Consider the following 22,156-nt stretch of genomic DNA (forward strand, 5'->3'; position numbering starts at 1 on the left):
ATAAATATATTACCAGTTTTATTTTGGATTTTCTATATATTTCTGTTTTTTTATCTATTTTTTAGACAATAGATGTTTTTCCTATTGTTGAAGGTATTATTAGTACATCTCTTTTAACCTCTTCAAACCTATCATTTTTATCTTTTTTGAAAACATTATTGTGAGCAAGATCCATAGCCTCTTTAAAATCCCTTGCCTTATAGACTAGTTTACCACCATTTTTATTATAGATGCCTCCACAAATTAGATACTTACTTCCCATCTGTGAGCTCTGATCTTTTATTCTTAAATTATAATTATCCTCTACTTTATCACCTTTAGCTTTGTAGTTTATACAAACGTATAAATTATTATCCATTTTATTACCCCCGAAACACTTTATTTTATATCTAAATTATATAGAACACTTGTTCCCATGTCAATTAATTTTATTAATTAAAAATAAATTGATAGTGGTATAACCTCTACAAACCTCTCTATATCTTGACTAAATATATATTTATTTAAGTTATTAAAGTGTACTCCCATATTATTGTAAATATTCCTACTATTTAAATTATCTTTTAAAAAATATCTATAAAACTTACTACTATATAAATCACTTCTGTAAATATCCTTATTATCTAAAATGTTTATAACTTTACCAACTACAGTAACGGGGCCTAAAAATAAATAATTAAAGTTTGTTTCTATACAGCTTTTTTCTATTCTTAATATAAAATTTGTATTCTTATTTATACAATTTCTTATTAATACCTTATTACATGTCTCTTCTTCATAAGATCTTAAAAACTCTTTTGCTCCACTAATAGTTTGATTCTTTTGTGTTTCACTTCCTAATTCTTGCATATAGCTATGAAACCTTTGTTTTTGTTCCACATCTTTAAAATATGAAATTATAGGATCCTCTATTAGTTCACAAGAAAAAGTTATATAATCACCAATATTTATATCATTAATTTCTTCTGTATCCCTTATCTCCTTTAAAATCTTATTTGTCCTTAATAATTTCATTAATTTTATAAAAATACTTATTATTTTTACCTTTCTCTCTTCCGTAGCTTCTTTTGAAAACTCATTACTTACTTGAAGTCTTAAATCTCCTTGAGTATATTTTCCCTGTACAATTTCACTTAAAGGAGTATCTATATTTAGCACCACTTGCTCTTTTACACTGTGAGTTTGCGATTGCGAAAACTCCTCAATTATTATAGTAAAAAGATTATTTATTATTTTTGAATTTAAATATAAGGGAATAAAAGCTATTCCGGACATACACACCCTCCTAAATAAATTATTTTCCTAATTATTATTAATATTACTAATAGATTAAAAAAATTTCTAAATTTTTATTTTATTAAGAAGGATTTTTATAATTTTTGAAGAAATATAATATATAGGTTGTTGATAACATGTTGATAAGTTGTGTTTAAGTTATGGATAATATGTTATTATCTTTTTATACATATTAAACTTTAGATACACAACATGATTATTACACTCAACCGTTTTTGGCATACAGTAGAAAGATCCCTCTCTGTATGTCTCTTTTTTATTTATAAATAAAAAAGAGCTTAAGGATTGAATCTTTAAACTCTAACAATAGACCTTATTTATTTTTTATTACTAATCCTCAAACTCTCCTATTTTTCTAAACTTATAATATCTTTTTTTTAATAAAGCCTCTATAGGTTCTTTTAATAATCTTTCTAGAACTTCACTTAAATTTTTACTTAAATTCTGGCACATATAGCTTAGATCTTTATGTGCTCCCCCTAAAGGCTCTTTTATGATCCTATCTATAATTCCAAAGTTAATGAGATCTTCTGCTGTTATTCCCATTACTTCTGAAGCTTCCTTAGCTTTTTTAGCATCCTTAAATAATATACTTGCAAACCCTTCTGGAGATAGTATAGAATATATGGAATTTTCAAGCATCCAAACTTCATCTCCAACTGCCAAAGCTAAAGCGCCTCCACTACCACCTTCTCCTATTATTATTGATATTACTATAGTTTCTAAGTTGGATATCTCTAAAAGATTTCTTGCAATTGCCTCTCCCTGACCTCTTTCTTCTGCACCTATTCCACAGAATGCACCTGGAGTATCTATAAAACATATAATTGGTCTTTTAAATTTTTCCGCTTGCTTCATAAGCCTTAAGGCCTTTCTATATCCTTCTGGATGTGGCATTCCAAAATTTCTTTCTATATTTTCATTTAAATTTCTTCCTTTTTGTGTTCCTATTACGGTAACCTTCCTCCCTTTAAATTCAGCTATTCCGCCTACTATAGATGGGTCATCTCCATACAATCTATCTCCATGAAACTCCATAAAAGATGTAAAAATTTCATTTATATAATCAAGCGTCGTAGGTCTTTCGACTAGTCTTGCTATTTTCACTTTATCCCATGGTCCTAAGTTCTTATATGCCTGTTCTTCCATTTTAACAAGTTTTTCTTCCATAACACTTATCTCATTCTTCAAGTCTATGTTTGGATTATCTGAAATTAACTTTAATTCATCTATCTTTTCTTTTAATTCCTGTATCATTCTTTCAAAATTCAAATCTCCCACAGTCCAATTCCTCTCTTTCTTATAAGAGACAACTATCCTTTATAATCGTGGATATTTAGTATATATTTCAATGTATTTTTAATATCTTTTCTATGAACTATTTTATCTATAAAACCTTTTTTTAATAGAAACTCTGCTCTTTGAAACTCCTCTGGTAATTTTTGTTTTATAGTCTGTTCTATAACCCTTTTCCCTGCAAAACCTATTAAAGCATTAGGCTCTGATAAAATAATGTCTCCTAGCATTGCAAAACTTGCAGTTACACCTCCTGTAGTTGGATCTGTAAGTACAGTTATATATAAAAGGCCTTCATCAGAATGTTTTTTAACTGCTGAACTTACCTTAGCCATTTGCATTAATGAAAATATTCCTTCCTGCATTCTTGCCCCACCTGAAGCCGTAAATAGTACTACAGGAAGCCTTTCGTCTTTTGCATATTCAAATAACCTTGTTATTTTTTCTCCTACTACAGACCCCATACTTCCCATCATAAAGTTAGAATCCATAATACCAACACATAACTTAACTCCATCTATACATCCTATACCAATTGTGACAGCATCATTTACATCAGTTGTTTCTATAAGTTTTTCAACTTTCTCTTCATATCCCTCAAAATTAAGAGGATTTTTACTTTTCATGTTTCTATCTAATTCTTGAAATGTTCCATAATCTAAGGTATATCTAATTCTTTCTTCTGCATTTATTCTAAAGTGAGTACCACATTCTTCACATGTCATATATGATTTTTCTATATCTTTTTTATAAAGTATCCTTCCACAATTCTTACATTTAACCCACATGCCATTAGGTATATTGGGCTTATCTTGATTATTACTTTCATCAGAAAATACTTGTTCTACTGGTACTGTTACATATTTGGTTTTCTTGAAAATACTTTTAATACTCATTTTCATCACCATCTAAAAAATTTTAATTATATTCCGAATTCTTTATTTATAAAACTTGTATCTATATTTGATTTCTCAAAATTACTATTATTTAATATTTTATGGTGAAATTCTATATTGCTCTTTACCCCTTCAATTATAAATTCTCCTAAGGCTCTCTTCATCTTTTTTATGGCCTCTTCCCTATTATCTGCATGAACAATTAATTTTCCTATCATCGAATCATAATTCGGTGGTATTTTATAACCTTGGTATATGGCACTATCTAATCTAACACCCATTCCACCAGGTAGGTGTATTATATTAACTTTTCCTGGAGATGGCATAAAACCTCTTTCTGGGTCTTCTGCATTTATACGACATTCTATTGCATGGCCTTTAATCACTATATCTTCTTGTCTTATACTAAGGTTTTCCCCATTAGCTATTTTTATCTGTTCTTTAACTAGATCTACACCTGTTATCATTTCAGTTATGGGATGTTCCACTTGAATTCTTGTATTCATCTCCATAAAATAGAATTCACCTTTATTATCTAACAAAAATTCAATAGTACCTGCATTTTTATATCCTACTACTTTAGCGCCGTTTACCGCCGCTTCTCCCATCCTTTTTCTTATTTCTTCAGTTATTGCAGTGCAAGGTGCCTCTTCTAATATTTTTTGATTTCTCCTTTGAACTGAACAATCTCTTTCACCCAAATATATTATATTTCCATAATTATCACCTAAAATTTGAATTTCTACATGGCGAGGGTTTTCTATGAACTTTTCTATATACATACTATCATCTCCAAAAGCTGCCCTAGCTTCTGTACTTGCTGTAGAAAACTCTTTTAAAAACTTATTTTCTTCTTTAACTATTCTTATACCCTTTCCTCCACCACCTGCTGATGCTTTTATCATTACAGGAAATCCTATATTCTTTGCAATATTTAAACCTTCTTCTGGACTTTTAACTGCTCCTTTAGACCCTTTGATTACTGCTACTCCAGCCTTCTCTATAGTGTTTTTTGCTTTAGACTTATTTCCCATTAATTCTATAGTCTCTGGATCTGGACCTATAAATTTTATATTACATTCTCTGCACATACCTGCAAACTTACTATTTTCAGATAAAAAACCGAATCCAGGGTGAATAGCTTCTGATCCTGTAAGTACAGCAGCGCTAAGTATGTTCTTTACATTTAAATAACTATCTTTCGCTCTAGCTGATCCAATACATACAGCTTCATCTGCAAGTTGTGTGTGAATAGCATCTTCATCAATTTTAGAATAAACTGCTACTGTTCTAATTCCTAATTCTCTACAGGCCCTTATAACCCTAACAGCAATTTCTCCTCTATTTGCAATTAAAACTTTTTTAAACATAATTACTCCCCCACAGCAAAGGTTAGTTCTGCAGTAGCTACTACTTCTCCATCCACTAATGCCCTTGCAGCACCAACTCCTAAGGATCCTCTTCTTTTAATTATCTCTACCTCTAATATCAGCTTATCACCAGGTATAACCTTTCTTTTGAACCTAGCCTTATTTATACCCCCAAAATAGGCTATTCTACCCTTAAATTCGGGTAAGATTAAAAGAGCTATAGCTCCTACTTGTGCTAATGCCTCTATTATTAACACTCCAGGCATTACAGGCTCATCTGGGAAATGTCCTTGAAAGAAATAATCATTTATACTAACATTTTTATAACCTTTAGCACTCTTCCCCTCTTCTAATTCTTCAATTCTATCTATGAGTAAAAAGGGATATCTATGAGGAATAATTTCCTTTATTTCTTTTATATCCACATGCTTACCTCCTTATTTTTTAATCTTAAATAAAGGCTGACCATACTCTACCATGTCTTCATTTTTAACTAATATTTCTTCTATAACTCCTTCTACATCACTATTTATTTCATTCATAAGTTTCATAGCCTCAATTATGCATAGAGTGTCGCCTTTGCTTACTTTCTGACCAGGCTTTACAAAAGCTTCTCCATCTGGGGTGGACGAACAATAAAAAGTTCCTACTATAGGCGATTCTATAGTATGTAAGCTTTCTTTATTTTCCTTTATACTTTCTATGTTAAAACTTTTATCTTCTATAATTTCTTTTTTATCATACTGAATTTCTTCTTTATCATCTAAGGCCTTACTCTCATTCATAACATTTATTGTACTTATGGGTAGATTTTCTTGAACTTTAACTCCGCCTAAATCTTTGCCCATTTTAATAAAGAAACCTTCTTTTTCAATTTCTAAGTAGGTTAAACTTGAATCACTTAAAACCTTTATAAGATTTTCTATCTCTTTATAATTCATAATTACCTACCTTCCCACTTTTTAAATAATAATGTTGCATTATGTCCTCCGAAACCTAAAGAATTAGATAATGCATATTTAATATTAACTTTTCTTCCTTTTAATGATACATAATCTAAATCACATTCTTCATCTGGAACTTTAAGTCCTATAGTTGGATGTATGAATCCTTCTTCTAAAGATTTAATACAAACTATACTCTCAACAGCCCCTGCAGCTCCTAGTAGATGTCCTACCATAGACTTTGTAGAGTTTATTGGTATTTTATAGGACTTATGTCCAAAAAGCTTTTTTATTGCTGTAGTCTCAAATTTATCATTATATGGTGTACTTGTACCATGTGCATTTATATACGAAACTTCATCTTTATTTATCTTTCCTTCTTTTATTGCAAGAGCCATACATTTTGCTGCACCAGCTCCATCAGGACTTGGAGATGTTATATGATAAGCATCACAATTAGCTCCATATCCTATTATTTCCCCGTATATCTTGGCATCTCTTTTTTTAGCATGTTCCAATGATTCCAATATTAGAACTCCTGCTCCTTCTCCCATAACAAATCCATTTCTTTCTTTATCAAAAGGAATTGATGCTCTTTCCTTATCTTCAGTTGTATTTAGTGCTGTTAAATTGGCAAACCCTGCAATAGCTAAAGGTGTTATAGATGCTTCTGATCCACCTGTTATCATAATATCTGCATTATTATATTTTATAGCTCTAAAGGCCTCTCCAATTGAATTTGTCCCCGTAGCACAAGCAGTAACTATACTAGTGCATATTCCCTTTGCTCCATATTTTATAGCTATATTTCCAGCTGCCATATTGGATATTATCATGGGTATCATCATTGGAGAAACTCTGTTAGGCCCTTTACTCAAAAGCTTTTCATTTTCATTTTCTATGGTTTCAAGCCCTCCAATACCTGAACTTACAATTACCCCAAACCTATCCTTGTCTACAATATTTAAATCTAGTTTAGACATATTAATAGCTTCTTCTGCTGCAATCATGGCAAGCTTACAATATCTATCCATTCTTTTAGCATCTCTTCTATCCATATATTTTTCTAAATCTAAATTTTTAATCTCACCAGCTAAAGATACCTTATGTTTATCCAATGAAAAATGGGTTATTTTATCTATACCACATTTGCCTATCTTTGCAGAATCCCAAAATTCTTCAACATTGTTACCTATAGGGGTTATTGCTCCCATTCCAGTTACCACAACTCTATTAGACATACAAATTTCTCCTCTCTTACATCACCATACCACCATCTACATTAATAACTTGTCCGGTTATATAAGACCCTTTCTCTGAAACTAAAAAGGCTACCATATTTGCAACATCTTCTGCACTCCCCATTCTTTTAAGTGGTATAAGTTTTTTAACCTCTTCTTTTACCTTTTCTGAAAGTACTTCTGTCATATCAGTTTTTATAAATCCTGGTGCTATTGCATTTACTGTTATTCCTCTGCTTCCAACTTCTTTAGCAAGTGACTTAGTTAAACCTATTACTCCCGCCTTAGAAGATGCATAGTTTAATTGTCCTGGATTGCCTACTAATCCCACTACGGAAGAAATATTTATAATACTTCCATTCCTTTGCTTTAACATTACAGGAACTACCTGTCGTACACAGTTAAAAGTTCCTTTTAAATTTACATCTATAACATTATCAAAATCCTCTTCCTTCATTCTTAGTAAAAGTGTATCTTTTGTTATTCCAGCATTATTTATCAATATATCAATTTTACCAAAATACTCCAAACTCTTCTTTACTAAAGTTTCTACAGATTCAAATTTCGATACATCACATTCTACGCCGATGGCTTCTACACCTTTAGCCTTTATTTCCTTCAAACAATCCTCTATTAATTCTGTACTTTTTCTATAGTTAACAACTATATTAGCTCCCATTTCTGCAAGCTTTAAAGCTATAGATTTTCCAATTCCTCTGCTAGCACCTGTAACTATAGCTACTTTACCATTTAACATATACTTTCCTCCTTAAAGAGAACTCACAGCTTTCTCTAAGCCATTTAAATCCTCTATGCTAAGTACTTTAACCTTTCTATTTATCCTCTTAACAAACCCACTTAACACCTTGGATGGACCTATTTCAACAAATGTATCTATACCTTTTAAAATCATATTCTCAATAGATTTCTCCCACAAAACAGGCTTCATAACTTGTTGTTTTAACATTTCTGTAATTCTACTCTCATCCATCTCTTCTCCAGTAACATTAGTGATTATAGGATATTTGAATTTGTTTATTTTTATATGTTTAAGTACTAACTCCAACTTCTCTGCTGCTGGCTCTAACATTTTTGTATGAAAGGGTCCACTTACAGGTAGTTCTATAGCTTTAATTGCCCCCATATCTAAAGCTAATTTACACGCTTCTTTAATAGCTTGAACCTCTCCACCTATTACTATTTGTTTTGGACAATTTAAATTTGATATATCTACAAAACCTTTTGACTTAGCTTCCTGTATTACACTTCTAACTTCATCATATTTAAGTCCTATAATAGCTGCCATACTGCCAACTCCATATGGAACAGCCTCTTGCATAAATTTCCCCCTTTTACTAACTAGAGCAATAGCTTCTTCAAAAGAAATAGCTCCATTACAGACAAGAGCAGAGTATTCACCAAGACTCAATCCAGCAGCAATCTTTGGAGTTATCCCTTTATTTTCTAAAGCTTTAAGTATAGCTATACTTACGGTTAATATGGCTGGTTGAGTATTCTCCGTCCTATCCAGTTCTTCTTTAGATCCTTTAAAGCAAAGTTCACTTAAATTAAACCTTAAAACATCATTGGCTTTATGAAAAATATCCTGACTCTCTTTTATATTGTCATAAAACTCTTTTCCCATACCAACATATTGAGATCCTTGCCCAGGAAATACAAAAGCTATATTGGCCATATACTAATCCTCCCCAAAACTTCTTATACTATTTTGAAATTCAATAAATATTTCTTCTATAATTTCACTACAGCTCTGTTCCTTTTTTATTAATCCAGCAACCTGGCCCGCCATAACAGAGCCTTCTTGTACTTCACCTTCCCTTGCTGCTTTTCTTAAAGTTCCAGCACCTAGCTTATCAAGCTCCTCTTTATCTACCCCTTCTTTCTCCATAGTCACAAACCTTCTCGATAATTTATTTCTAATTACTCTAACGGGATGTCCTGTGGCTCTACCCGTAACTACAGTATCTATATCCTTTGCATTTATAACCTTATGTTTATAATTTTCATGAATTGTACATTCCTTTGCTACTAAAAATCTAGTTCCTAACTGTACCCCACTAGCTCCTAGCATAAATGCTGCTGCCACACCTCTTCCATCTCCTATGCCACCTGCAGCAATAACAGGTATATTAACAGCATCTACAACTTGTGGTACTGCTACCATAGTTGTAAGTTCCCCGACATGCCCTCCTGCCTCACATCCCTCTACAATTAAAGCATCAGCCCCAGCTCTTTCCATTCTCTTAGCTAAAGCTACAGAAGCTACTACAGGAATAACCTTTATTCCATGTTCCTTCCACCTATCCATGTACTTACCTGGATTGCCTGCACCAGTAGTAATCACTCTTATACCTTCCTCGCAAACAAGTTCCGCAATTTCATCAGCATATGGGCTTAAAAGCATAATATTTACTCCAAAAATTTTATCGGTAAGCGTTTTAGCTTTCCTTATTTCTTCCCTTACATACTCTGTAGGTGCATTTCCAGCAGCAATTAAACCAAGTCCACCTGCATTAGATACAGCAGATGCAAGTGAACTATCAGCAACCCAGGCCATTCCCCCTTGAAATATAGGGTATTTTATATCTAGAATTTCGCATAGTCTATAATTAAACATATTAACCTCCACATACTTTGCCACTAGATTTATTTTGTCTTTTTTTCTATATAGCTAACAACCTCACCTACAGTTTTTATACCTTCTATATCCTCATTTGGAATCTCGACATCGAATTCCTCTTCTAGGGACATAACAATTTCAAATATTTCAAGAGAATCTACTCCTAAATCTTCAATTAATTTTGACTCTAATTTGATTTCTTCTTCTTCAACACCTAATTGATTAATAATAACATTTTTCACTTTTTCAAATATCATATTATACCACTCCTTGTATTTTTTTATATTTTATTTTGATAGTCAAAGTATTATATATAATATATATCATAGTTCTATTAGTGCCCCACCCCAAGTTAATCCTGAACCAAAGCCAACTATGATTATTTTTGTCCCACTTTTTAAAATTCCATCTTCTCTCATTTCACTTAAAGCAATTCCAATACTTGCACTGGAAGTATTGCCATAGGCTTGTAAATTTACATAAAACCTATCCATGCTAAGAGATAATCTTTTAGCCACCGCTTCTATTATTCTATAATTTGCTTGATGACATACTATATAGTCTATATTATCTAGAGTTTCTTCATTCTTATCTAAGAGTTCTCTTATGCATTTATCTACCTTAGTAACAGCAAACTTAAAAACTTCCTTACCATTCATCTTTATTTTTTCAAAATCCCTATGTAACTCTTTCGTAAAAGGTGTAGAAAAATCCATATTTCCACAAGTTAGGACACTTGCACCACTACCATCTGATCCTAATATAACATCTATAATTTCTTCCTTACTTCCTTCACCTATTATCATGGCAGATGCCCCATCACCAAATAGAACACAAGTATTTCTATCTTTCCAATCAACAACCTTTGATAGCACTTCAGCACCTATAATTAGAACAGTTTTATACATACCACTATTAATATAAGCCTTTGCACAAGAAAGTGCATAAACAAAGCCTGAACACGCAGCCAAAATATCAAAAGCCACAGCATTTTTAGCCCCAAGCATATTTTGCACTTCACAAGCAGCTGATGGAAAAAAAGATTTAGGTGAAGATGTACTTACCAATATCAAGTCTATATCTAAAGGATGTATACCTGAATTGTTTATAGCAGCTTTAGCTGCTTTACAAGCAAGGTCTACCACACTTTCGCCCTCACTTATCCTTCTTTCTTTAATCCCTGTTCTTGAAGTTATCCATTGGTCACTAGTATCCACCATATTTGATAGTTCTTCATTAGTAAGTACTTTCTCAGGCACATACATACCCATACCCAGAATATTTGTCTTTAACATATATTCTCCTTCTTTCTAAATAACTAAAATTAATCTAAGTTATAATTTTCTCTAAAAAAGTTATTTAGTTTTTCTAAAGAATTAATTAACACTTTTTCTTCCTCTTCTGTTAGGCCTTCTATAGTAGCTTTTATCATATCTGAGTGAAACTTTTGGTGGACCCTATAAGCAAGTTTTCCTTTTCTAGTAAGTTCTATTAATACCACTCTTCTATCAGTATCACTTCTCATTCTCTCTACATAACCCTTTTTAACAAGGTTATTTATAGCTATAGTTAAAGTTCCTACTGTTATTTTTAAATCACTTGCTATTTCACTCATGGTACGACTACTATACATTCCTACGGCATCTATAGTGTGTATTTCTGTTATGGATAAATCCTTTAGATTTCCCTCTTTTATTGCATTCTGTTCTATTAATAATATGTCGTTAAAGTTTTGAACTAATAATTCGTTTAATATATTAATGGACTTACTCAAAAAATATCACCACACTAGATTTGATTTTAAAATACTTTGATAGTCAAAGTATATTAAAATTTTATTATTTTGTCAATAAGTTAATTATTAACAAAAAGAAAACAGCCTTACATACGCTGTTTATCTGTTATATTATATGCCCCTTGTTTTTTCTCTACTACATTTGATTTTGTTGTGGTAAGATTAAATATAGAGACTATAATATATGCACTCCAAGAAAAAATAAATAAAATACATAAAACTTTTCCTAATCCAAAATAAGAATCTTTTTTCTTACCTATTATTATTATTGATAAAATTATAGTAACTATTGTTCCAAAAAAACCTACATTGTATAAAACACTTGATAAAATATCTAATACCATAACTTATTACTCTCCTATACTGTTTTATAACTTATAATAATTATCGTAAATTAAAAAATTAAATTAATACTTTATAACTATATTTAACTTACATATTATTTCCAATAATTTGAAAAATGTTTCTATATGTTATATAATATATACTTACAGGTTACATAATATTAAAATTAGATACTTAAAACACATTAGAAGGGTTGAGGGTACATGAATACCTTTATGTTTAATAATAAAAACAATAAATTCACTTTTGTTAGTAATATATTTATTGAAAAATATATGCCAAAAGCAAGGGGTGAATACGTTAAAATATATCTACTGGGATTAAAATATGCACTAAGTGGGGAAGTTGGTGCTTCTTCTTCTATTATAGCTAGTAGTTTAAACTTATTAGAATCAGAAGTTTTAAATGCTTGGACATTCTGGAATGATGAAGGAGTTGTAAAACTAACGCCTGTAGATAATAGTGGTAACTACTCTATAGAATTCTTAGATTTAAATAATTGTGAGGATGATACTAAGATCAATTTATTAGAAGAGTTATATGATAATTCTATAAAAGAAATGCTCCAGGACATAGAAAAATTTTTAGGTCGTCCCCTTTCATCTAAAGAAATGACCATGTATTTAAGTTGGCAAAAAGACTTTAACTTTTCTCCTGAGCTAATACTAATACTTATACAGTATTGTGTTTCAAAGGGAAAGACTGATTACAGATATATAGAAAAAATAGCTATAGTTTGGCATGATAAAAATATAAGGTCTATAGATGATGCTCAAATATTTATTAAACAACACGAAGATAGATGGATTAAAATTAAAAAAATACTTACATATCTAGGAATGCAAAACTCCGAAGTTATGAAACCACAAGAACAATTAATCACAAAGTGGATAAATACATATAAATTCCCTATTGAAGTTATCTATAACGCTTGTGATATATGCTTTCAACGAATAAACAAAGCTGATTTTAAATATATAGATGGGATTTTAAATAGTTGGTTTAAAGATGGTGTTAAATCTATAGAAGATATTGAAAAAAACAGAAAAAAATCTCCTAAATACTATAAAGGTAAGACTGTTTCAAAAGGAAGTTTTGGAAACTATGAACAGAGAAATTATGATTTTAATGATTTAGAGAAAAAATTACTAGGATGGGATAGGAATGATTAGAAAATATAAAGAAGAAATTGCAAAGATCTATGAAATTCTTCAAGAAAAATCTAAATCTGAACTTAAAAGTAGAAAGGATGAAATAGAAAAAGTTCTTCCAGAAGTTATATCTATAGAAAAGAAAATTGCAAAACTTTGTATAGATGTATCTATAAATACTTTAAAACAGATGGATAATAGAGATAATTACTTACACGAATTAAAAAATACTATTACAGATCTTAAAATGAAAAAATCTGAACTCCTAGTTGAAAAAGGTTATCCTATGGACTACTTAAATCTACATTTTCAATGTAGCAAATGCAATGATACTGGATTTATAGGAGCTACTAGATGTGATTGTTATAAAAAACACCTAGCAGATATATACTATAAAAATTCTGACTTAAGGGATTCTCTTAGTGAAAATAATTTTAAAAGTTTTAATTTAAATTTGTATAGGGATAATAGAGGTAATAATGAACCTGAATCCCCTAGGCAGAATATGAGAAAAATATTTTCGAAGGCAACTAACTTTATAAATACATTTTATTCAACTGGGGAAAATTTATTCTTCTATGGTGGTTCTGGGACAGGAAAGACGTTCCTTTCTTATTGTATAGCGAAGGAGCTTTTAGACAAAGGTTATCTTGTAATATATAAAACTGCCGATGAATTAATAAAAAATTTAAATGAAATTAGATTTCATGGCAATAAAGAGTTAGAAGAATCTATTCTAAATTGTGACTTACTTATAATCGATGATTTAGGCACAGAACATAAAACTGATATAAGTAGATCCGAATTATTTAATTTAATTAATAAAAAGCTGTTAAAAAATAAGAGCATGCTTATATCTTCAAATTATCAACTGGAATACTTAATGGAAAATTATTCCGAGAGGATAACATCAAGACTATTAGGAAACTTCACCATATGTAAGTTTTACGGTGAAGATATTAGGATAAGGAATAATTTAACAAAATTAATAGATTAATAGAAATATTTTTCAAAAGAGTACTTTGCTTCATAATAAGGTACTCTTTTTTATACTAAAATAAATGTTTGTATGTCGTTTTTTATCACTTATTGTTCGACTTTGTAGTGCAGACTACAGAAAAATTTTAAAATTATTCGTATAATTAATAATAACATATTTAAAACTTTCAAAATAAAAAATTTTTAAGAAAAGAAAGGAAGGTTATAAAATGATAAAACTTTTAGGTATACTTATTGTAATAATTGGATTCATTCTAAAACTAGATACTATTTCAGTAGTCATAGTGTCTGGTATAGTTACTGCACTTGTATCTGGTATTGACTTCATGTCCTTCTTAGATATTCTCGGCAAATCTTTTGTTGAAACAAGATATATGACACTATTTGTACTTACCTTACCTGTTATAGGTATATGTGAAAGATACGGTTTAAAGGAAAAGGCTATAGACCTTATACAAAAAGCTAAAAAACTTACTACTGGTAGAATTTTAGTTCTTTACTTATTTATAAGAGAATTAGCTGCTATAGCTTCTGTAAGACTTGGAGGACATCCTCAATTTATAAGACCTCTTATCAACCCAATGGCACAGGGTGCTGCCATAAGTAAATATAAAGATGTGGATGAAGAGAGTGAAGACGTTATAAAAGGTATGGCTGCTGCTGCTGAAAACTATGGTAACTTTTACGGACAGAACGTTTTCATTGCAAATTCAGGAGTTTTATTAATTGTAGGAACTTTAAGCGAACTTGGGTATAAAGTAACTCAGGTAGATGTAGCTAAATATTCAATTCCTATAGCTATATGTGCATTTATTCTTGGATCATTACAATTCCTATGGTTAGATAAAAAGTTAGATATGAAAATGAAAAAAAATAAATAAGGAGGATTGAAATTATGGATATAAAGCAAATCTCAATAATGTTATTGGAATTTTTCTATATGTTAACTGGTATTATAATGCTAATGACAACTTATTTTATATTAAAAGATGACAAACATCCTACAAGAATTGGTACAGCTTCATTTTGGTCTATATTAGGCTTCATATTTATATTCGGAAAATACGTTCCTTCTAAATTAGTAGGTGCTCTACTTTTAATAATAGGTCTTCTTACATTAACTAAACAAGTTAAAATTGGTTCTATTAAAACTATTTCTGATAGTTTTAGAGAAGAACAATCCAAAAAAATTGGTGGAAAAATATTCATTCCTTCTTTAGCCTTAGCTGTAGTAGCTTTTGCTGTAGCTCAATATACTAAGCTTGGTGGTCAAGTAGCTATAGGTATGTCAGCTTTAGCAGGTCTTATTCTTACTTTATTTATAACTAAATCTCCAGCAAAGAATATTGCTCTTGATGGTGATAGGATGTTACAACAAGTTGGATCTTCTAGTATACTTCCTCAATTACTTGCAGCTCTAGGAACTGTATTTACTGCTGCTGGAGTTGGTCAGGTTATTTCTAAAGGAATATCAACAATAATTCCTCAAGGAAATATCTTATTAGGTGTTACAGCTTACTGCTTAGGAATGGCTATATTTACAATGATAATGGGAAATGCCTTCGCTGCATTTGCAGTTATAACAGCTGGTGTTGGTGTTCCATTTGTATTTGCCCAAGGTGCTAACCCTGCTATAGCTGGTGCTCTAGCTTTAACTGCTGGATATTGTGGAACATTATTAACTCCAATGGCTGCAAACTTCAACATAGTTCCTGCTGCTTTATTGGAAAGTAAAAATAAAAATAGAGTAATAATATCCCAAGCTCCTGTAGCTATATTATTACTAATAATTCATATAGCACTTATGTATTTCTTAGCATTTTAAATTTATTGATAAATAGGGGGTATTAATAATGAAAGTTTTAGTTACTGGTTTTGATCCTTTTGGTGGAGAAAAAATAAACCCTGCCTTAGAGGCTGTAAAAGGGTTAAAAAATAGTATATCTGGTGCAGAAATTATAAAAATAGAAATACCAACTGTATTTAAAAAATCTGTTGCTGAAGTAGAAAAAGCCATTGTTAAACATAATCCTGATATAGTACTTTGTATAGGGCAAGCTGGTGGAAGGTTTGAAATAAGTCCAGAAAGAGTAGCTATAAATATGGATGATGCTAGAATAGAAGATAACGAAGGTAATCAACCTATTGATTTACCTATATTTAAAGATGGTGCGCCTGCATACTTCACATCCCTTCCAATAAAAGCTATGGTAAAAGAAATGAAGGAGAATGGTGTTCCTGGTAGTATATCAAATACAGCTGGTACATTTGTATGCAACCATGTAATGTATGGTGTACTTTATCTTATAGATAAAAAGTACCCTAATATGAAAGGTGGATTCATTCACGTTCCATTCATACCAGAACAAGTTACAGAAAAGAGAAATATGCCGAGCATGTCTCTAGAACTTATAACAAAAGGTCTTGAACTTTGTATTAAGGCAGCCGTTGAAAATACTGAGGATATAAAAGAAACTGGAGGTAAAATTTGTTAATGACAGAATGTATATTTGTCTACGGAAGTCTTATGGATGGCTTCTTTAACTATGATAAATATCTTAAAGGTAAAGTTTTAACTTCTAAAAAAGTAAAAACAACTGGAAAGTTATTTCACATGAAAAAAGAAGGTTATCCTGCCTTATTAAAAGGTGACGATGTAGTGTATGGTGAATTAATCACTATAAAAGATTTTGAAAACAACTTAAAAGCTATGGATGCCATGGAAGGATTTTTAGGAGAAAATAATCCAGATAATGAGTACAATAGAATGCTTATAGATGTTCAGTTATTAGATACTGATAAACTAAATAACAGTTCTTCAATACACCATGAAACAATAAAGGCCTATGCCTATATGTATAATTACAATGAAACTAAGGTAAATAAAGATAACCTTGTGTATATTAAACATGGCGATTGGAGAAAATACATGAATACATAGTAGGATTATTCCTACTATGTATTTATTTTATCTTCTTTTTGATTTATAATAGATAGTAATTCTCTTTTAATAATTTTTTACTACAAGGAGTATGAAATATGATATATGAAGATTTATTTGATTATAAAAAACAAGAAGAAATGAGAAGCTTTTTCTTAAATATGTTAGCTCCTCTAGGTAAGAAAAAAGACTTTAAAAAAGGTGACCTAATTAAGATATACGAAGAAGAAAGATTTGTAGGTATCGTAATTAATGGAAAGGTGAAAGGTTCATTGTATAGCTCTAAGGGAACCGAAAAGTTACTTTATATCTTGAGGGCTGGTGAAATCTTTGGTGAATCAAATTATTTTGTAAGTGGTGGTTCACACTCCATTATAAAAGCCATGGAACCTAGCACCATATCTTTTATACCTAAAAATATATTAGATTCTTATTTAGATAAAAATCCTAAAGCATATAGCTTTTTTATACATAGCATAACTAGAAAGTATAGAATATCAATTTCTCAGATGTCTGATGCTATATTCAGTTCCTCAAAAACTAAAGTAGCAAATACTTTGTATAGGCTTACAGTTCAAGATAGCAAAAAAGAAGCTAATGAATATATAATTAAAACTCACCTAACACATCAAACTCTTGCTAATTTAATTGGATGTTCAAGAATAACCGTTACTAAAGTACTAAAAGAATTAAGGCAATTAAATATTCTTGACATTCGAGATAAAAAAATTGTAGTTAAGAATTTAGATGCTCTTAAATCCATGTGTCAAAGTTAAATAATATTAATAATAAAAACTGCTTAAACTATACTTATATATTAGAATATACTTTAAGCAGTTCTTCAGTTATATAAAAGTTTTTTAAAATTAAAAAAGCTCCTAGAAAATCTTCTAGAAGCTTTGGAGCTGGCAATAGGACTTGAACCTACAACCTGCTGATTACAAGTCAGCTGCTCTACCAATTGAGCCATGCCAGCATAATGGCGACCCAGAAGGGACTCGAACCCTCGACCTCCGGCGTGACAGGCCGGCACTCTAACCAACTGAGCCACTGGGCCATTTTTATGGTGGGCACAACAGGGATCGAACCTGTGACCCTCTGCTTGTAAGGCAGATGCTCTCCCAGCTGAGCTATGCGCCCATAAAAATTAATGGTGACTCCTAGGGGAATCGAACCCCTGTTACCACCGTGAAAGGGTGGTGTCTTAACCGCTTGACCAAGGAGCCATATTTAGTTTGTTTTTTTAAATTAATGGAGCTGGCAATAGGACTTGAACCTACAACCTGCTGATTACAAGTCAGCTGCTCTACCAATTGAGCCATGCCAGCATAAATGGCGACCCAGAAGGGACTCGAACCCTCGACCTCCGGCGTGACAGGCCGGCACTCTAACCAACTGAGCCACTGGGCCATTTTATGGTGGGCACAACAGGGATCGAACCTGTGACCCTCTGCTTGTAAGGCAGATGCTCTCCCAGCTGAGCTATGCGCCCATAAAATTAATGGTGACTCCTAGGGGAATCGAACCCCTGTTACCACCGTGAAAGGGTGGTGTCTTAACCGCTTGACCAAGGAGCCATATTTAGTTTGTTTTTTAAATTAATGGAGCTGGCAATAGGACTTGAACCTACAACCTGCTGATTACAAGTCAGCTGCTCTACCAATTGAGCCATGCCAGCATAAATGGCGACCCAGAAGGGACTCGAACCCTCGACCTCCGGCGTGACAGGCCGGCACTCTAACCAACTGAGCCACTGGGCCATTTTATGGTGGGCACAACAGGGATCGAACCTGTGACCCTCTGCTTGTAAGGCAGATGCTCTCCCAGCTGAGCTATGCGCCCATAAAATTAATGGTGACTCCTAGGGGAATCGAACCCCTGTTACCACCGTGAAAGGGTGGTGTCTTAACCGCTTGACCAAGGAGCCTTGTTTTAAGTCTTTAATATTTTAACATAAACTTAAAATGTTTGCAATACTTTTAAAGTTTATTATTAGAGAAATTCAGTAATCGTTTAACTAAGAATATAAATTAACACATAAATATTTCAAAGAAAAAATTTACTAAATAACTTATGGTGGGCACAACAGGGATCGAACCTGTGACCCTCTGCTTGTAAGGCAGATGCTCTCCCAGCTGAGCTATGCGCCCATAAATTAATGGTGACTCCTAGGGGAATCGAACCCCTGTTACCACCGTGAAAGGGTGGTGTCTTAACCGCTTGACCAAGGAGCCATATTGTCAGTCTCTCTAATCTTTAAAGGTTTATCTAATAATTTAAGCTATCAGAGCAACTTGTTCAGCTATCCGACAAGGTATATCATACCGAAAATTTATTAATATGTCAACATTTTTTTTAATCTTTTTGTTGTTTTATATAAATTATATTAATAATCTATACTTTAATACATTATTCAATGCTTTTATTGTATACTGTTATTATATACTTATATAATTATTTTATTATATATAGGAGGCTAAAATGATTAAAGACTTAATTATTATAGGTGGAGGCGCTTCAGGCCTTGTAGCTTCTATTATTGCTAAGGATTTTAACTCTAATATAACTTTGTTAGAAGGTACAGATAGAATTGGAAGAAAAATTTTAACTACAGGTAATGGTAGATGTAATATTAGTAATAAATATATCAATATAAAAAGATATCATAGTGATTTAGACGGTTTCGGTGAAAAAGTATTAAATCAGTTTAATAATGAAGATACTATTAACTTTTTTAGTTCTATTGGACTTCCGTTACGAACTTTGGAAGGTGGAAAAATGTATCCTCTTTCCTTACAATCTTCTGCTGTTTTAGATATTTTAAAACTTGCTATTGAAGAAAGGGAAATTAATTTACAATTAAATAGTAAAGTAAAAAATATCGAATTAAAAAAAGATATATTTTACATATATACAGAAAAAGATATATTAAAAAGTAAGAAGGTACTATTATGTACTGGAGGAAAATCCTATGTTGGCACCGGTTCTGATGGAAGTGGATATACTCTTGCTAAAAATTTAGGCCATTCAATTATAAATACTATCCCTTCTATAGTACAAATAAAATTAAATCATGATAAATTAAAAGCTATTTCCGGTGTGAAATTTGAAGGTTCCGCTGAAATACTTGTAGAAGGTAAATCTATAAAAAAGGAATATGGGGAAATCTTATTTACTGATTATGGTATATCTGGTCCTCCTATTTTACAGTTAAGCAGAATTGCTTCCTCTAAGTCTGAAAGTAATAATATGAACTTAACTATAGATATGTTCCCTCAAATGTCGAAAGAACACTTAAGAAACTTTCTAGAAAATCACTTTGGGGCTTTTGGTTATAGAAGTATATATAATTGTTTTATTGGAATTATAAACAAAAAATTAATCCCTATATTTTTAAAAGAAAGTGGAGTAACTGATATCCATAAAGAAGCGTACCACTTAACTTGGGATGAAAAGGAAAATCTTTTAAATAACTTAAAAAACTGGACTTTTGAAGTTTCAGGAACTAATACCTTTAGAGAAGCTCAAGTTACTGCAGGTGGTATAAACACTAAAGAGGTCGATGAAGAAACTCTAGAGTCTAAAATTATTCCTGGATTATATTTTGCAGGAGAAATTTTAGATATCGATGGTGATTGTGGTGGATTTAATCTACAATGGGCTTGGAGTTCTGGCGTCGTATCATCTAGATCTGCTCTTTCAAAACAAGTATAATAACAAAATCTAAGTTTAAAATATAATCCCGTTAAATAAACCTACGAAATACTATATAAGTTTATTTAACGGGATAATTTTATTTTTCTATCTCTTATTAAAAAACAATTATCAGAGTCCTTTAAATTTTTATTTAGACCAATAAGTTTTTCCAATAGTTACCCTATTACCTTCAGAATTATCAATTTTATGTTCAAATACAATAACATCATCTTCCCTGCTTATGATGTCACCATAGACATTAATTTTATCTCCATATTTCACTTCTTTTTCATAGGTTATAGTTAACCTTTTTAAGGTATATTCTAAAATTATATCTAAAGGTATGGTTTCTAAAATCCAGGAAATATACTTAACATTATTAACGTGAAGATTTGTATCTATATCACTATATCTCACATCAAATAATTTTTTATAATCAAAATCCTCTTTTTGCAAATTAATTTTTTCTATTGTAAAAGGTTCTTTTTTTACTCCATCTAGACCATATTTACTTTGAAGCTCCTCTGTAACCCTTTTAGGTTTTCCTTTATTTATATCCACTAAGAACCATATGCTATGCCCTAATACAATTACCTCTCCACTGCTATCTATAATCTCAAAATTTCTATAAGCATAAAATTTTCTGCAACCACATGGTATAGTCCTTGCTACTATTTTTTCTCCATAGGATGGATAGCTATTAACTTTTATATCCCATTTATATAATATCCAAGCTATATTATTTTCTTTTAAATATTCCAATCCAATACCTAGTTTTTCTGATTGTTCCATGGATACATCTTCGAAATATTGCATTATGCTTGTAAATAAGGCTCTTTTTTTATAATCTATTTCATGGAAATTAACTTCAAATGTTTTATCTGTAACAATACCTTCCATATCATCACCCTTATATAATATTTTGTATAAATTTATTTAATAATTTTACTTATTATAAATATAAACTTAAATTACTACTATCAAACACCTATTTGAAAAAAGACTTATAGTAGACTCCTACCATAAGCCTTTATATTTTATGTTGTTAAACTATCTTTTAAATAACTCTGTATAGCTTAAATTATATACTAATATATTATTGAACTTTATCATTTAAAGCATTCATTAATTGTTCTATATCCATTCCATGAACCATAGCAGCTTCCTCTAATGTCTCAGATTGCGCTGATGGACATCCAACACATCCCATTCCAAAACTCATTAGAACTTCAACTACGTCTGGATATTGTCTTACAACTTCACCTATAGTCATTTCTTTATTTATTTTCATGTTAATCTCTCCTCTTCATTTATGTTTTGGATTTTCTACTTACTATGATATATTATAACTCTTTTTATTATTCTTTAGTATATATTTGCCTAATTTATTGTCTTAAATTTTACATATTACTTAAATTTAAGTCAATACTTATATATAATCTTTCATTCTATAAAGTTTAAAAATTTTCTTTTATTCATATTTAGCCCTTTAAAAAATCAAGGTTTACATAAATAGTAAAAGAGCGGAAAAATTATCATTTCCAC

The 22,156-nt window shown here is 31.0% G+C and carries 25 protein-coding genes and 14 tRNA genes; 8 read left to right on the plus strand and 31 right to left on the minus strand.

The window, feature by feature from the left end:
* Positions 1–61 precede the first annotated feature (61 nt).
* The 15 genes from FGL08_RS12835 to FGL08_RS12905 all read right to left on the minus strand — a co-directional run bounded on the left by FGL08_RS12835 (position 62) and on the right by FGL08_RS12905 (position 11,823).
* A complete protein-coding gene (locus FGL08_RS12835; RefSeq protein ID WP_138211153.1) occupies positions 62–358 on the minus strand; it encodes a hypothetical protein in 297 nt (98 codons plus the stop codon).
* A gap of 77 nt (positions 359–435) precedes the next feature.
* Positions 436–1,275, minus strand: a complete 840-nt coding sequence (locus FGL08_RS12840; protein WP_138211154.1) for a DUF6414 family protein — start codon at positions 1,273–1,275, stop codon at positions 436–438.
* Positions 1,276–1,626: 351 nt separating this feature from the next.
* Positions 1,627–2,553, minus strand: coding sequence for an acetyl-CoA carboxylase carboxyltransferase subunit alpha (locus FGL08_RS12845; RefSeq protein WP_138211347.1), 927 nt, complete (start codon positions 2,551–2,553; stop codon positions 1,627–1,629).
* A 56-nt stretch (positions 2,554–2,609) separates the two neighbouring features.
* Positions 2,610–3,488 (minus strand): acetyl-CoA carboxylase, carboxyltransferase subunit beta, encoded by an 879-nt coding sequence (gene accD, locus FGL08_RS12850; RefSeq protein WP_138211155.1) that lies wholly within the window; start codon positions 3,486–3,488, stop codon positions 2,610–2,612.
* Positions 3,489–3,514: 26 nt separating this feature from the next.
* Positions 3,515–4,858 (minus strand): acetyl-CoA carboxylase biotin carboxylase subunit, encoded by a 1,344-nt coding sequence (locus tag FGL08_RS12855; RefSeq protein WP_138211156.1) that lies wholly within the window; start codon positions 4,856–4,858, stop codon positions 3,515–3,517.
* A gap of 2 nt (positions 4,859–4,860) precedes the next feature.
* Positions 4,861–5,283 (minus strand): 3-hydroxyacyl-ACP dehydratase FabZ, encoded by a 423-nt coding sequence (gene fabZ, locus FGL08_RS12860; protein ID WP_138211157.1) that lies wholly within the window; start codon positions 5,281–5,283, stop codon positions 4,861–4,863.
* Between the two features lie 12 nt (positions 5,284–5,295).
* Positions 5,296–5,799, minus strand: a complete 504-nt coding sequence (accB, locus tag FGL08_RS12865; RefSeq protein ID WP_138211158.1) for an acetyl-CoA carboxylase biotin carboxyl carrier protein — start codon at positions 5,797–5,799, stop codon at positions 5,296–5,298.
* Positions 5,800–5,801: 2 nt separating this feature from the next.
* Complete coding sequence (gene fabF, locus FGL08_RS12870; RefSeq protein WP_138211159.1) at positions 5,802–7,043, minus strand: beta-ketoacyl-ACP synthase II; 1,242 nt, start codon at positions 7,041–7,043, stop codon at positions 5,802–5,804.
* A 16-nt stretch (positions 7,044–7,059) separates the two neighbouring features.
* Positions 7,060–7,800 (minus strand): 3-oxoacyl-[acyl-carrier-protein] reductase, encoded by a 741-nt coding sequence (gene fabG / locus FGL08_RS12875; RefSeq protein ID WP_138211160.1) that lies wholly within the window; start codon positions 7,798–7,800, stop codon positions 7,060–7,062.
* Between the two features lie 12 nt (positions 7,801–7,812).
* Positions 7,813–8,739: an ACP S-malonyltransferase gene (fabD, locus tag FGL08_RS12880; RefSeq protein WP_138211161.1), complete on the minus strand. Its 927-nt coding sequence runs from the start codon at positions 8,737–8,739 to the stop codon at positions 7,813–7,815.
* Between the two features lie 3 nt (positions 8,740–8,742).
* The gene (gene fabK, locus FGL08_RS12885; protein ID WP_138211162.1) at positions 8,743–9,681 is read right to left on the minus strand and encodes an enoyl-[acyl-carrier-protein] reductase FabK; all 939 of its coding nucleotides are present in this window, start codon (positions 9,679–9,681) and stop codon (positions 8,743–8,745) included.
* Between the two features lie 29 nt (positions 9,682–9,710).
* Entirely contained in the window at positions 9,711–9,941 is a 231-nt protein-coding gene (gene acpP, locus FGL08_RS12890; protein ID WP_138211163.1) for an acyl carrier protein, read from the minus strand.
* A 66-nt stretch (positions 9,942–10,007) separates the two neighbouring features.
* A complete protein-coding gene (locus FGL08_RS12895) occupies positions 10,008–10,979 on the minus strand; it encodes a beta-ketoacyl-ACP synthase III (RefSeq protein WP_138211164.1) in 972 nt (323 codons plus the stop codon).
* A gap of 29 nt (positions 10,980–11,008) precedes the next feature.
* Positions 11,009–11,458, minus strand: coding sequence for a MarR family winged helix-turn-helix transcriptional regulator (locus FGL08_RS12900; protein ID WP_138211165.1), 450 nt, complete (start codon positions 11,456–11,458; stop codon positions 11,009–11,011).
* 107 nt (positions 11,459–11,565) lie between these two features.
* Positions 11,566–11,823: a hypothetical protein gene (locus FGL08_RS12905; RefSeq protein ID WP_138211166.1), complete on the minus strand. Its 258-nt coding sequence runs from the start codon at positions 11,821–11,823 to the stop codon at positions 11,566–11,568.
* Between the two features lie 204 nt (positions 11,824–12,027).
* On the opposite strand from FGL08_RS12905, the gene FGL08_RS12910 reads away from it, so the two are divergent.
* The 7 genes from FGL08_RS12910 (at position 12,028) to FGL08_RS12940 (ending at position 17,691) form a co-directional block, all read left to right on the plus strand.
* The gene (locus tag FGL08_RS12910; RefSeq protein ID WP_138211167.1) at positions 12,028–12,996 is read left to right on the plus strand and encodes a DnaD domain protein; all 969 of its coding nucleotides are present in this window, start codon (positions 12,028–12,030) and stop codon (positions 12,994–12,996) included.
* On the plus strand, positions 12,989–13,972 hold the full coding sequence (locus FGL08_RS12915) for an ATP-binding protein (protein WP_138211168.1): 984 nt from the start codon (positions 12,989–12,991) through the stop codon (positions 13,970–13,972). Before FGL08_RS12910 ends, FGL08_RS12915 begins: the two co-directional genes overlap by 8 nt.
* 214 nt (positions 13,973–14,186) lie before the next feature.
* The gene (locus FGL08_RS12920; RefSeq protein ID WP_197733560.1) at positions 14,187–14,855 is read left to right on the plus strand and encodes a DUF969 domain-containing protein; all 669 of its coding nucleotides are present in this window, start codon (positions 14,187–14,189) and stop codon (positions 14,853–14,855) included.
* A 14-nt stretch (positions 14,856–14,869) separates the two neighbouring features.
* Positions 14,870–15,799 carry a DUF979 domain-containing protein gene (locus tag FGL08_RS12925; protein ID WP_138211170.1) on the plus strand — a complete coding sequence of 310 codons (930 nt, stop codon included), beginning with the start codon at positions 14,870–14,872 and terminating at the stop codon, positions 15,797–15,799.
* A 28-nt stretch (positions 15,800–15,827) separates the two neighbouring features.
* Positions 15,828–16,469 carry a pyroglutamyl-peptidase I gene (gene pcp / locus FGL08_RS12930; protein ID WP_138211171.1) on the plus strand — a complete coding sequence of 214 codons (642 nt, stop codon included), beginning with the start codon at positions 15,828–15,830 and terminating at the stop codon, positions 16,467–16,469.
* A complete protein-coding gene (locus tag FGL08_RS12935; RefSeq protein ID WP_138211348.1) occupies positions 16,469–16,915 on the plus strand; it encodes a gamma-glutamylcyclotransferase family protein in 447 nt (148 codons plus the stop codon). The genes pcp and FGL08_RS12935 overlap by 1 nt, the downstream gene beginning before the upstream one ends.
* 98 nt (positions 16,916–17,013) lie before the next feature.
* Positions 17,014–17,691, plus strand: a complete 678-nt coding sequence (locus FGL08_RS12940) for a Crp/Fnr family transcriptional regulator (protein WP_138211172.1) — start codon at positions 17,014–17,016, stop codon at positions 17,689–17,691.
* A gap of 124 nt (positions 17,692–17,815) precedes the next feature.
* Here FGL08_RS12940 and FGL08_RS12945 read toward each other — a convergent pair.
* The 14 genes from FGL08_RS12945 to FGL08_RS13010 form a co-directional block, all read right to left on the minus strand.
* A tRNA-Thr gene (locus tag FGL08_RS12945) sits at positions 17,816–17,891 on the minus strand.
* 4 nt (positions 17,892–17,895) lie between these two features.
* Positions 17,896–17,972 (minus strand) — tRNA-Asp (locus FGL08_RS12950).
* Positions 17,973–17,979: 7 nt separating this feature from the next.
* Positions 17,980–18,055, minus strand: a tRNA-Val gene (locus tag FGL08_RS12955).
* Between the two features lie 11 nt (positions 18,056–18,066).
* Positions 18,067–18,141 (minus strand) — tRNA-Glu (locus FGL08_RS12960).
* 26 nt (positions 18,142–18,167) lie between these two features.
* A tRNA-Thr gene (locus FGL08_RS12965) sits at positions 18,168–18,243 on the minus strand.
* Between the two features lie 5 nt (positions 18,244–18,248).
* Positions 18,249–18,325, minus strand: a tRNA-Asp gene (locus FGL08_RS12970).
* A 6-nt stretch (positions 18,326–18,331) separates the two neighbouring features.
* Positions 18,332–18,407, minus strand: a tRNA-Val gene (locus tag FGL08_RS12975).
* A 10-nt stretch (positions 18,408–18,417) separates the two neighbouring features.
* Positions 18,418–18,492, minus strand: a tRNA-Glu gene (locus FGL08_RS12980).
* A gap of 25 nt (positions 18,493–18,517) precedes the next feature.
* Positions 18,518–18,593, minus strand: a tRNA-Thr gene (locus FGL08_RS12985).
* 5 nt (positions 18,594–18,598) lie between these two features.
* Positions 18,599–18,675 (minus strand) — tRNA-Asp (locus tag FGL08_RS12990).
* A gap of 6 nt (positions 18,676–18,681) precedes the next feature.
* Positions 18,682–18,757, minus strand: a tRNA-Val gene (locus tag FGL08_RS12995).
* Positions 18,758–18,767: 10 nt separating this feature from the next.
* A tRNA-Glu gene (locus FGL08_RS13000) sits at positions 18,768–18,842 on the minus strand.
* 147 nt (positions 18,843–18,989) lie between these two features.
* Positions 18,990–19,065 (minus strand) — tRNA-Val (locus FGL08_RS13005).
* 9 nt (positions 19,066–19,074) lie between these two features.
* Positions 19,075–19,149, minus strand: a tRNA-Glu gene (locus tag FGL08_RS13010).
* 247 nt (positions 19,150–19,396) lie between these two features.
* On the opposite strand from FGL08_RS13010, the gene FGL08_RS13015 reads away from it, so the two are divergent.
* Positions 19,397–20,629 carry a BaiN/RdsA family NAD(P)/FAD-dependent oxidoreductase gene (locus FGL08_RS13015; protein WP_138211173.1) on the plus strand — a complete coding sequence of 411 codons (1,233 nt, stop codon included), beginning with the start codon at positions 19,397–19,399 and terminating at the stop codon, positions 20,627–20,629.
* Positions 20,630–20,758: 129 nt separating this feature from the next.
* On the opposite strand, the gene FGL08_RS13020 is transcribed toward FGL08_RS13015, so the two are convergent.
* A complete protein-coding gene (locus FGL08_RS13020; RefSeq protein WP_138211174.1) occupies positions 20,759–21,511 on the minus strand; it encodes an acyl-[acyl-carrier-protein] thioesterase in 753 nt (250 codons plus the stop codon).
* A gap of 196 nt (positions 21,512–21,707) precedes the next feature.
* Complete coding sequence (locus tag FGL08_RS13025) at positions 21,708–21,902, minus strand: DUF1858 domain-containing protein (protein WP_138211175.1); 195 nt, start codon at positions 21,900–21,902, stop codon at positions 21,708–21,710.
* Positions 21,903–22,156 lie beyond the last annotated feature (254 nt).

The sequence above is a fragment of the Hathewaya histolytica genome (assembly GCF_901482605.1).
Classification (GTDB): Bacteria; Bacillota; Clostridia; order Clostridiales; family Clostridiaceae; genus Hathewaya; species Hathewaya histolytica.

What these genes read in the sequence shown, in the direction of transcription:
- FGL08_RS12835 (WP_138211153.1), bottom strand. Translation starts at nt 358, where the DNA reads ATGGATAATAATTTATACGTTTGTATAAACTACAAAGCTAAAGGTGAT.
- FGL08_RS12840 (WP_138211154.1), bottom strand. Translation starts at nt 1,275, where the DNA reads ATGTCCGGAATAGCTTTTATTCCCTTATATTTAAATTCAAAAATAATA.
- FGL08_RS12845 (WP_138211347.1), bottom strand. Translation starts at nt 2,553, where the DNA reads ATGATACAGGAATTAAAAGAAAAGATAGATGAATTAAAGTTAATTTCA.
- accD (WP_138211155.1), bottom strand. Translation starts at nt 3,488, where the DNA reads ATGAGTATTAAAAGTATTTTCAAGAAAACCAAATATGTAACAGTACCA.
- FGL08_RS12855 (WP_138211156.1), bottom strand. Translation starts at nt 4,858, where the DNA reads ATGTTTAAAAAAGTTTTAATTGCAAATAGAGGAGAAATTGCTGTTAGG.
- accB (WP_138211158.1), bottom strand. Translation starts at nt 5,799, where the DNA reads ATGAATTATAAAGAGATAGAAAATCTTATAAAGGTTTTAAGTGATTCA.
- fabF (WP_138211159.1), bottom strand. Translation starts at nt 7,043, where the DNA reads ATGTCTAATAGAGTTGTGGTAACTGGAATGGGAGCAATAACCCCTATA.
- fabG (WP_138211160.1), bottom strand. Translation starts at nt 7,800, where the DNA reads ATGTTAAATGGTAAAGTAGCTATAGTTACAGGTGCTAGCAGAGGAATT.
- fabD (WP_138211161.1), bottom strand. Translation starts at nt 8,739, where the DNA reads ATGGCCAATATAGCTTTTGTATTTCCTGGGCAAGGATCTCAATATGTT.
- fabK (WP_138211162.1), bottom strand. Translation starts at nt 9,681, where the DNA reads ATGTTTAATTATAGACTATGCGAAATTCTAGATATAAAATACCCTATA.
- acpP (WP_138211163.1), bottom strand. Translation starts at nt 9,941, where the DNA reads ATGATATTTGAAAAAGTGAAAAATGTTATTATTAATCAATTAGGTGTT.
- FGL08_RS12895 (WP_138211164.1), bottom strand. Translation starts at nt 10,979, where the DNA reads ATGTTAAAGACAAATATTCTGGGTATGGGTATGTATGTGCCTGAGAAA.
- FGL08_RS12905 (WP_138211166.1), bottom strand. Translation starts at nt 11,823, where the DNA reads ATGGTATTAGATATTTTATCAAGTGTTTTATACAATGTAGGTTTTTTT.
- FGL08_RS12910 (WP_138211167.1), top strand. Translation starts at nt 12,028, where the DNA reads ATGAATACCTTTATGTTTAATAATAAAAACAATAAATTCACTTTTGTT.
- FGL08_RS12915 (WP_138211168.1), top strand. Translation starts at nt 12,989, where the DNA reads ATGATTAGAAAATATAAAGAAGAAATTGCAAAGATCTATGAAATTCTT.
- FGL08_RS12925 (WP_138211170.1), top strand. Translation starts at nt 14,870, where the DNA reads ATGGATATAAAGCAAATCTCAATAATGTTATTGGAATTTTTCTATATG.
- pcp (WP_138211171.1), top strand. Translation starts at nt 15,828, where the DNA reads ATGAAAGTTTTAGTTACTGGTTTTGATCCTTTTGGTGGAGAAAAAATA.
- FGL08_RS12935 (WP_138211348.1), top strand. Translation starts at nt 16,469, where the DNA reads ATGACAGAATGTATATTTGTCTACGGAAGTCTTATGGATGGCTTCTTT.
- FGL08_RS12940 (WP_138211172.1), top strand. Translation starts at nt 17,014, where the DNA reads ATGATATATGAAGATTTATTTGATTATAAAAAACAAGAAGAAATGAGA.
- FGL08_RS13015 (WP_138211173.1), top strand. Translation starts at nt 19,397, where the DNA reads ATGATTAAAGACTTAATTATTATAGGTGGAGGCGCTTCAGGCCTTGTA.
- FGL08_RS13020 (WP_138211174.1), bottom strand. Translation starts at nt 21,511, where the DNA reads ATGGAAGGTATTGTTACAGATAAAACATTTGAAGTTAATTTCCATGAA.
- FGL08_RS13025 (WP_138211175.1), bottom strand. Translation starts at nt 21,902, where the DNA reads ATGAAAATAAATAAAGAAATGACTATAGGTGAAGTTGTAAGACAATAT.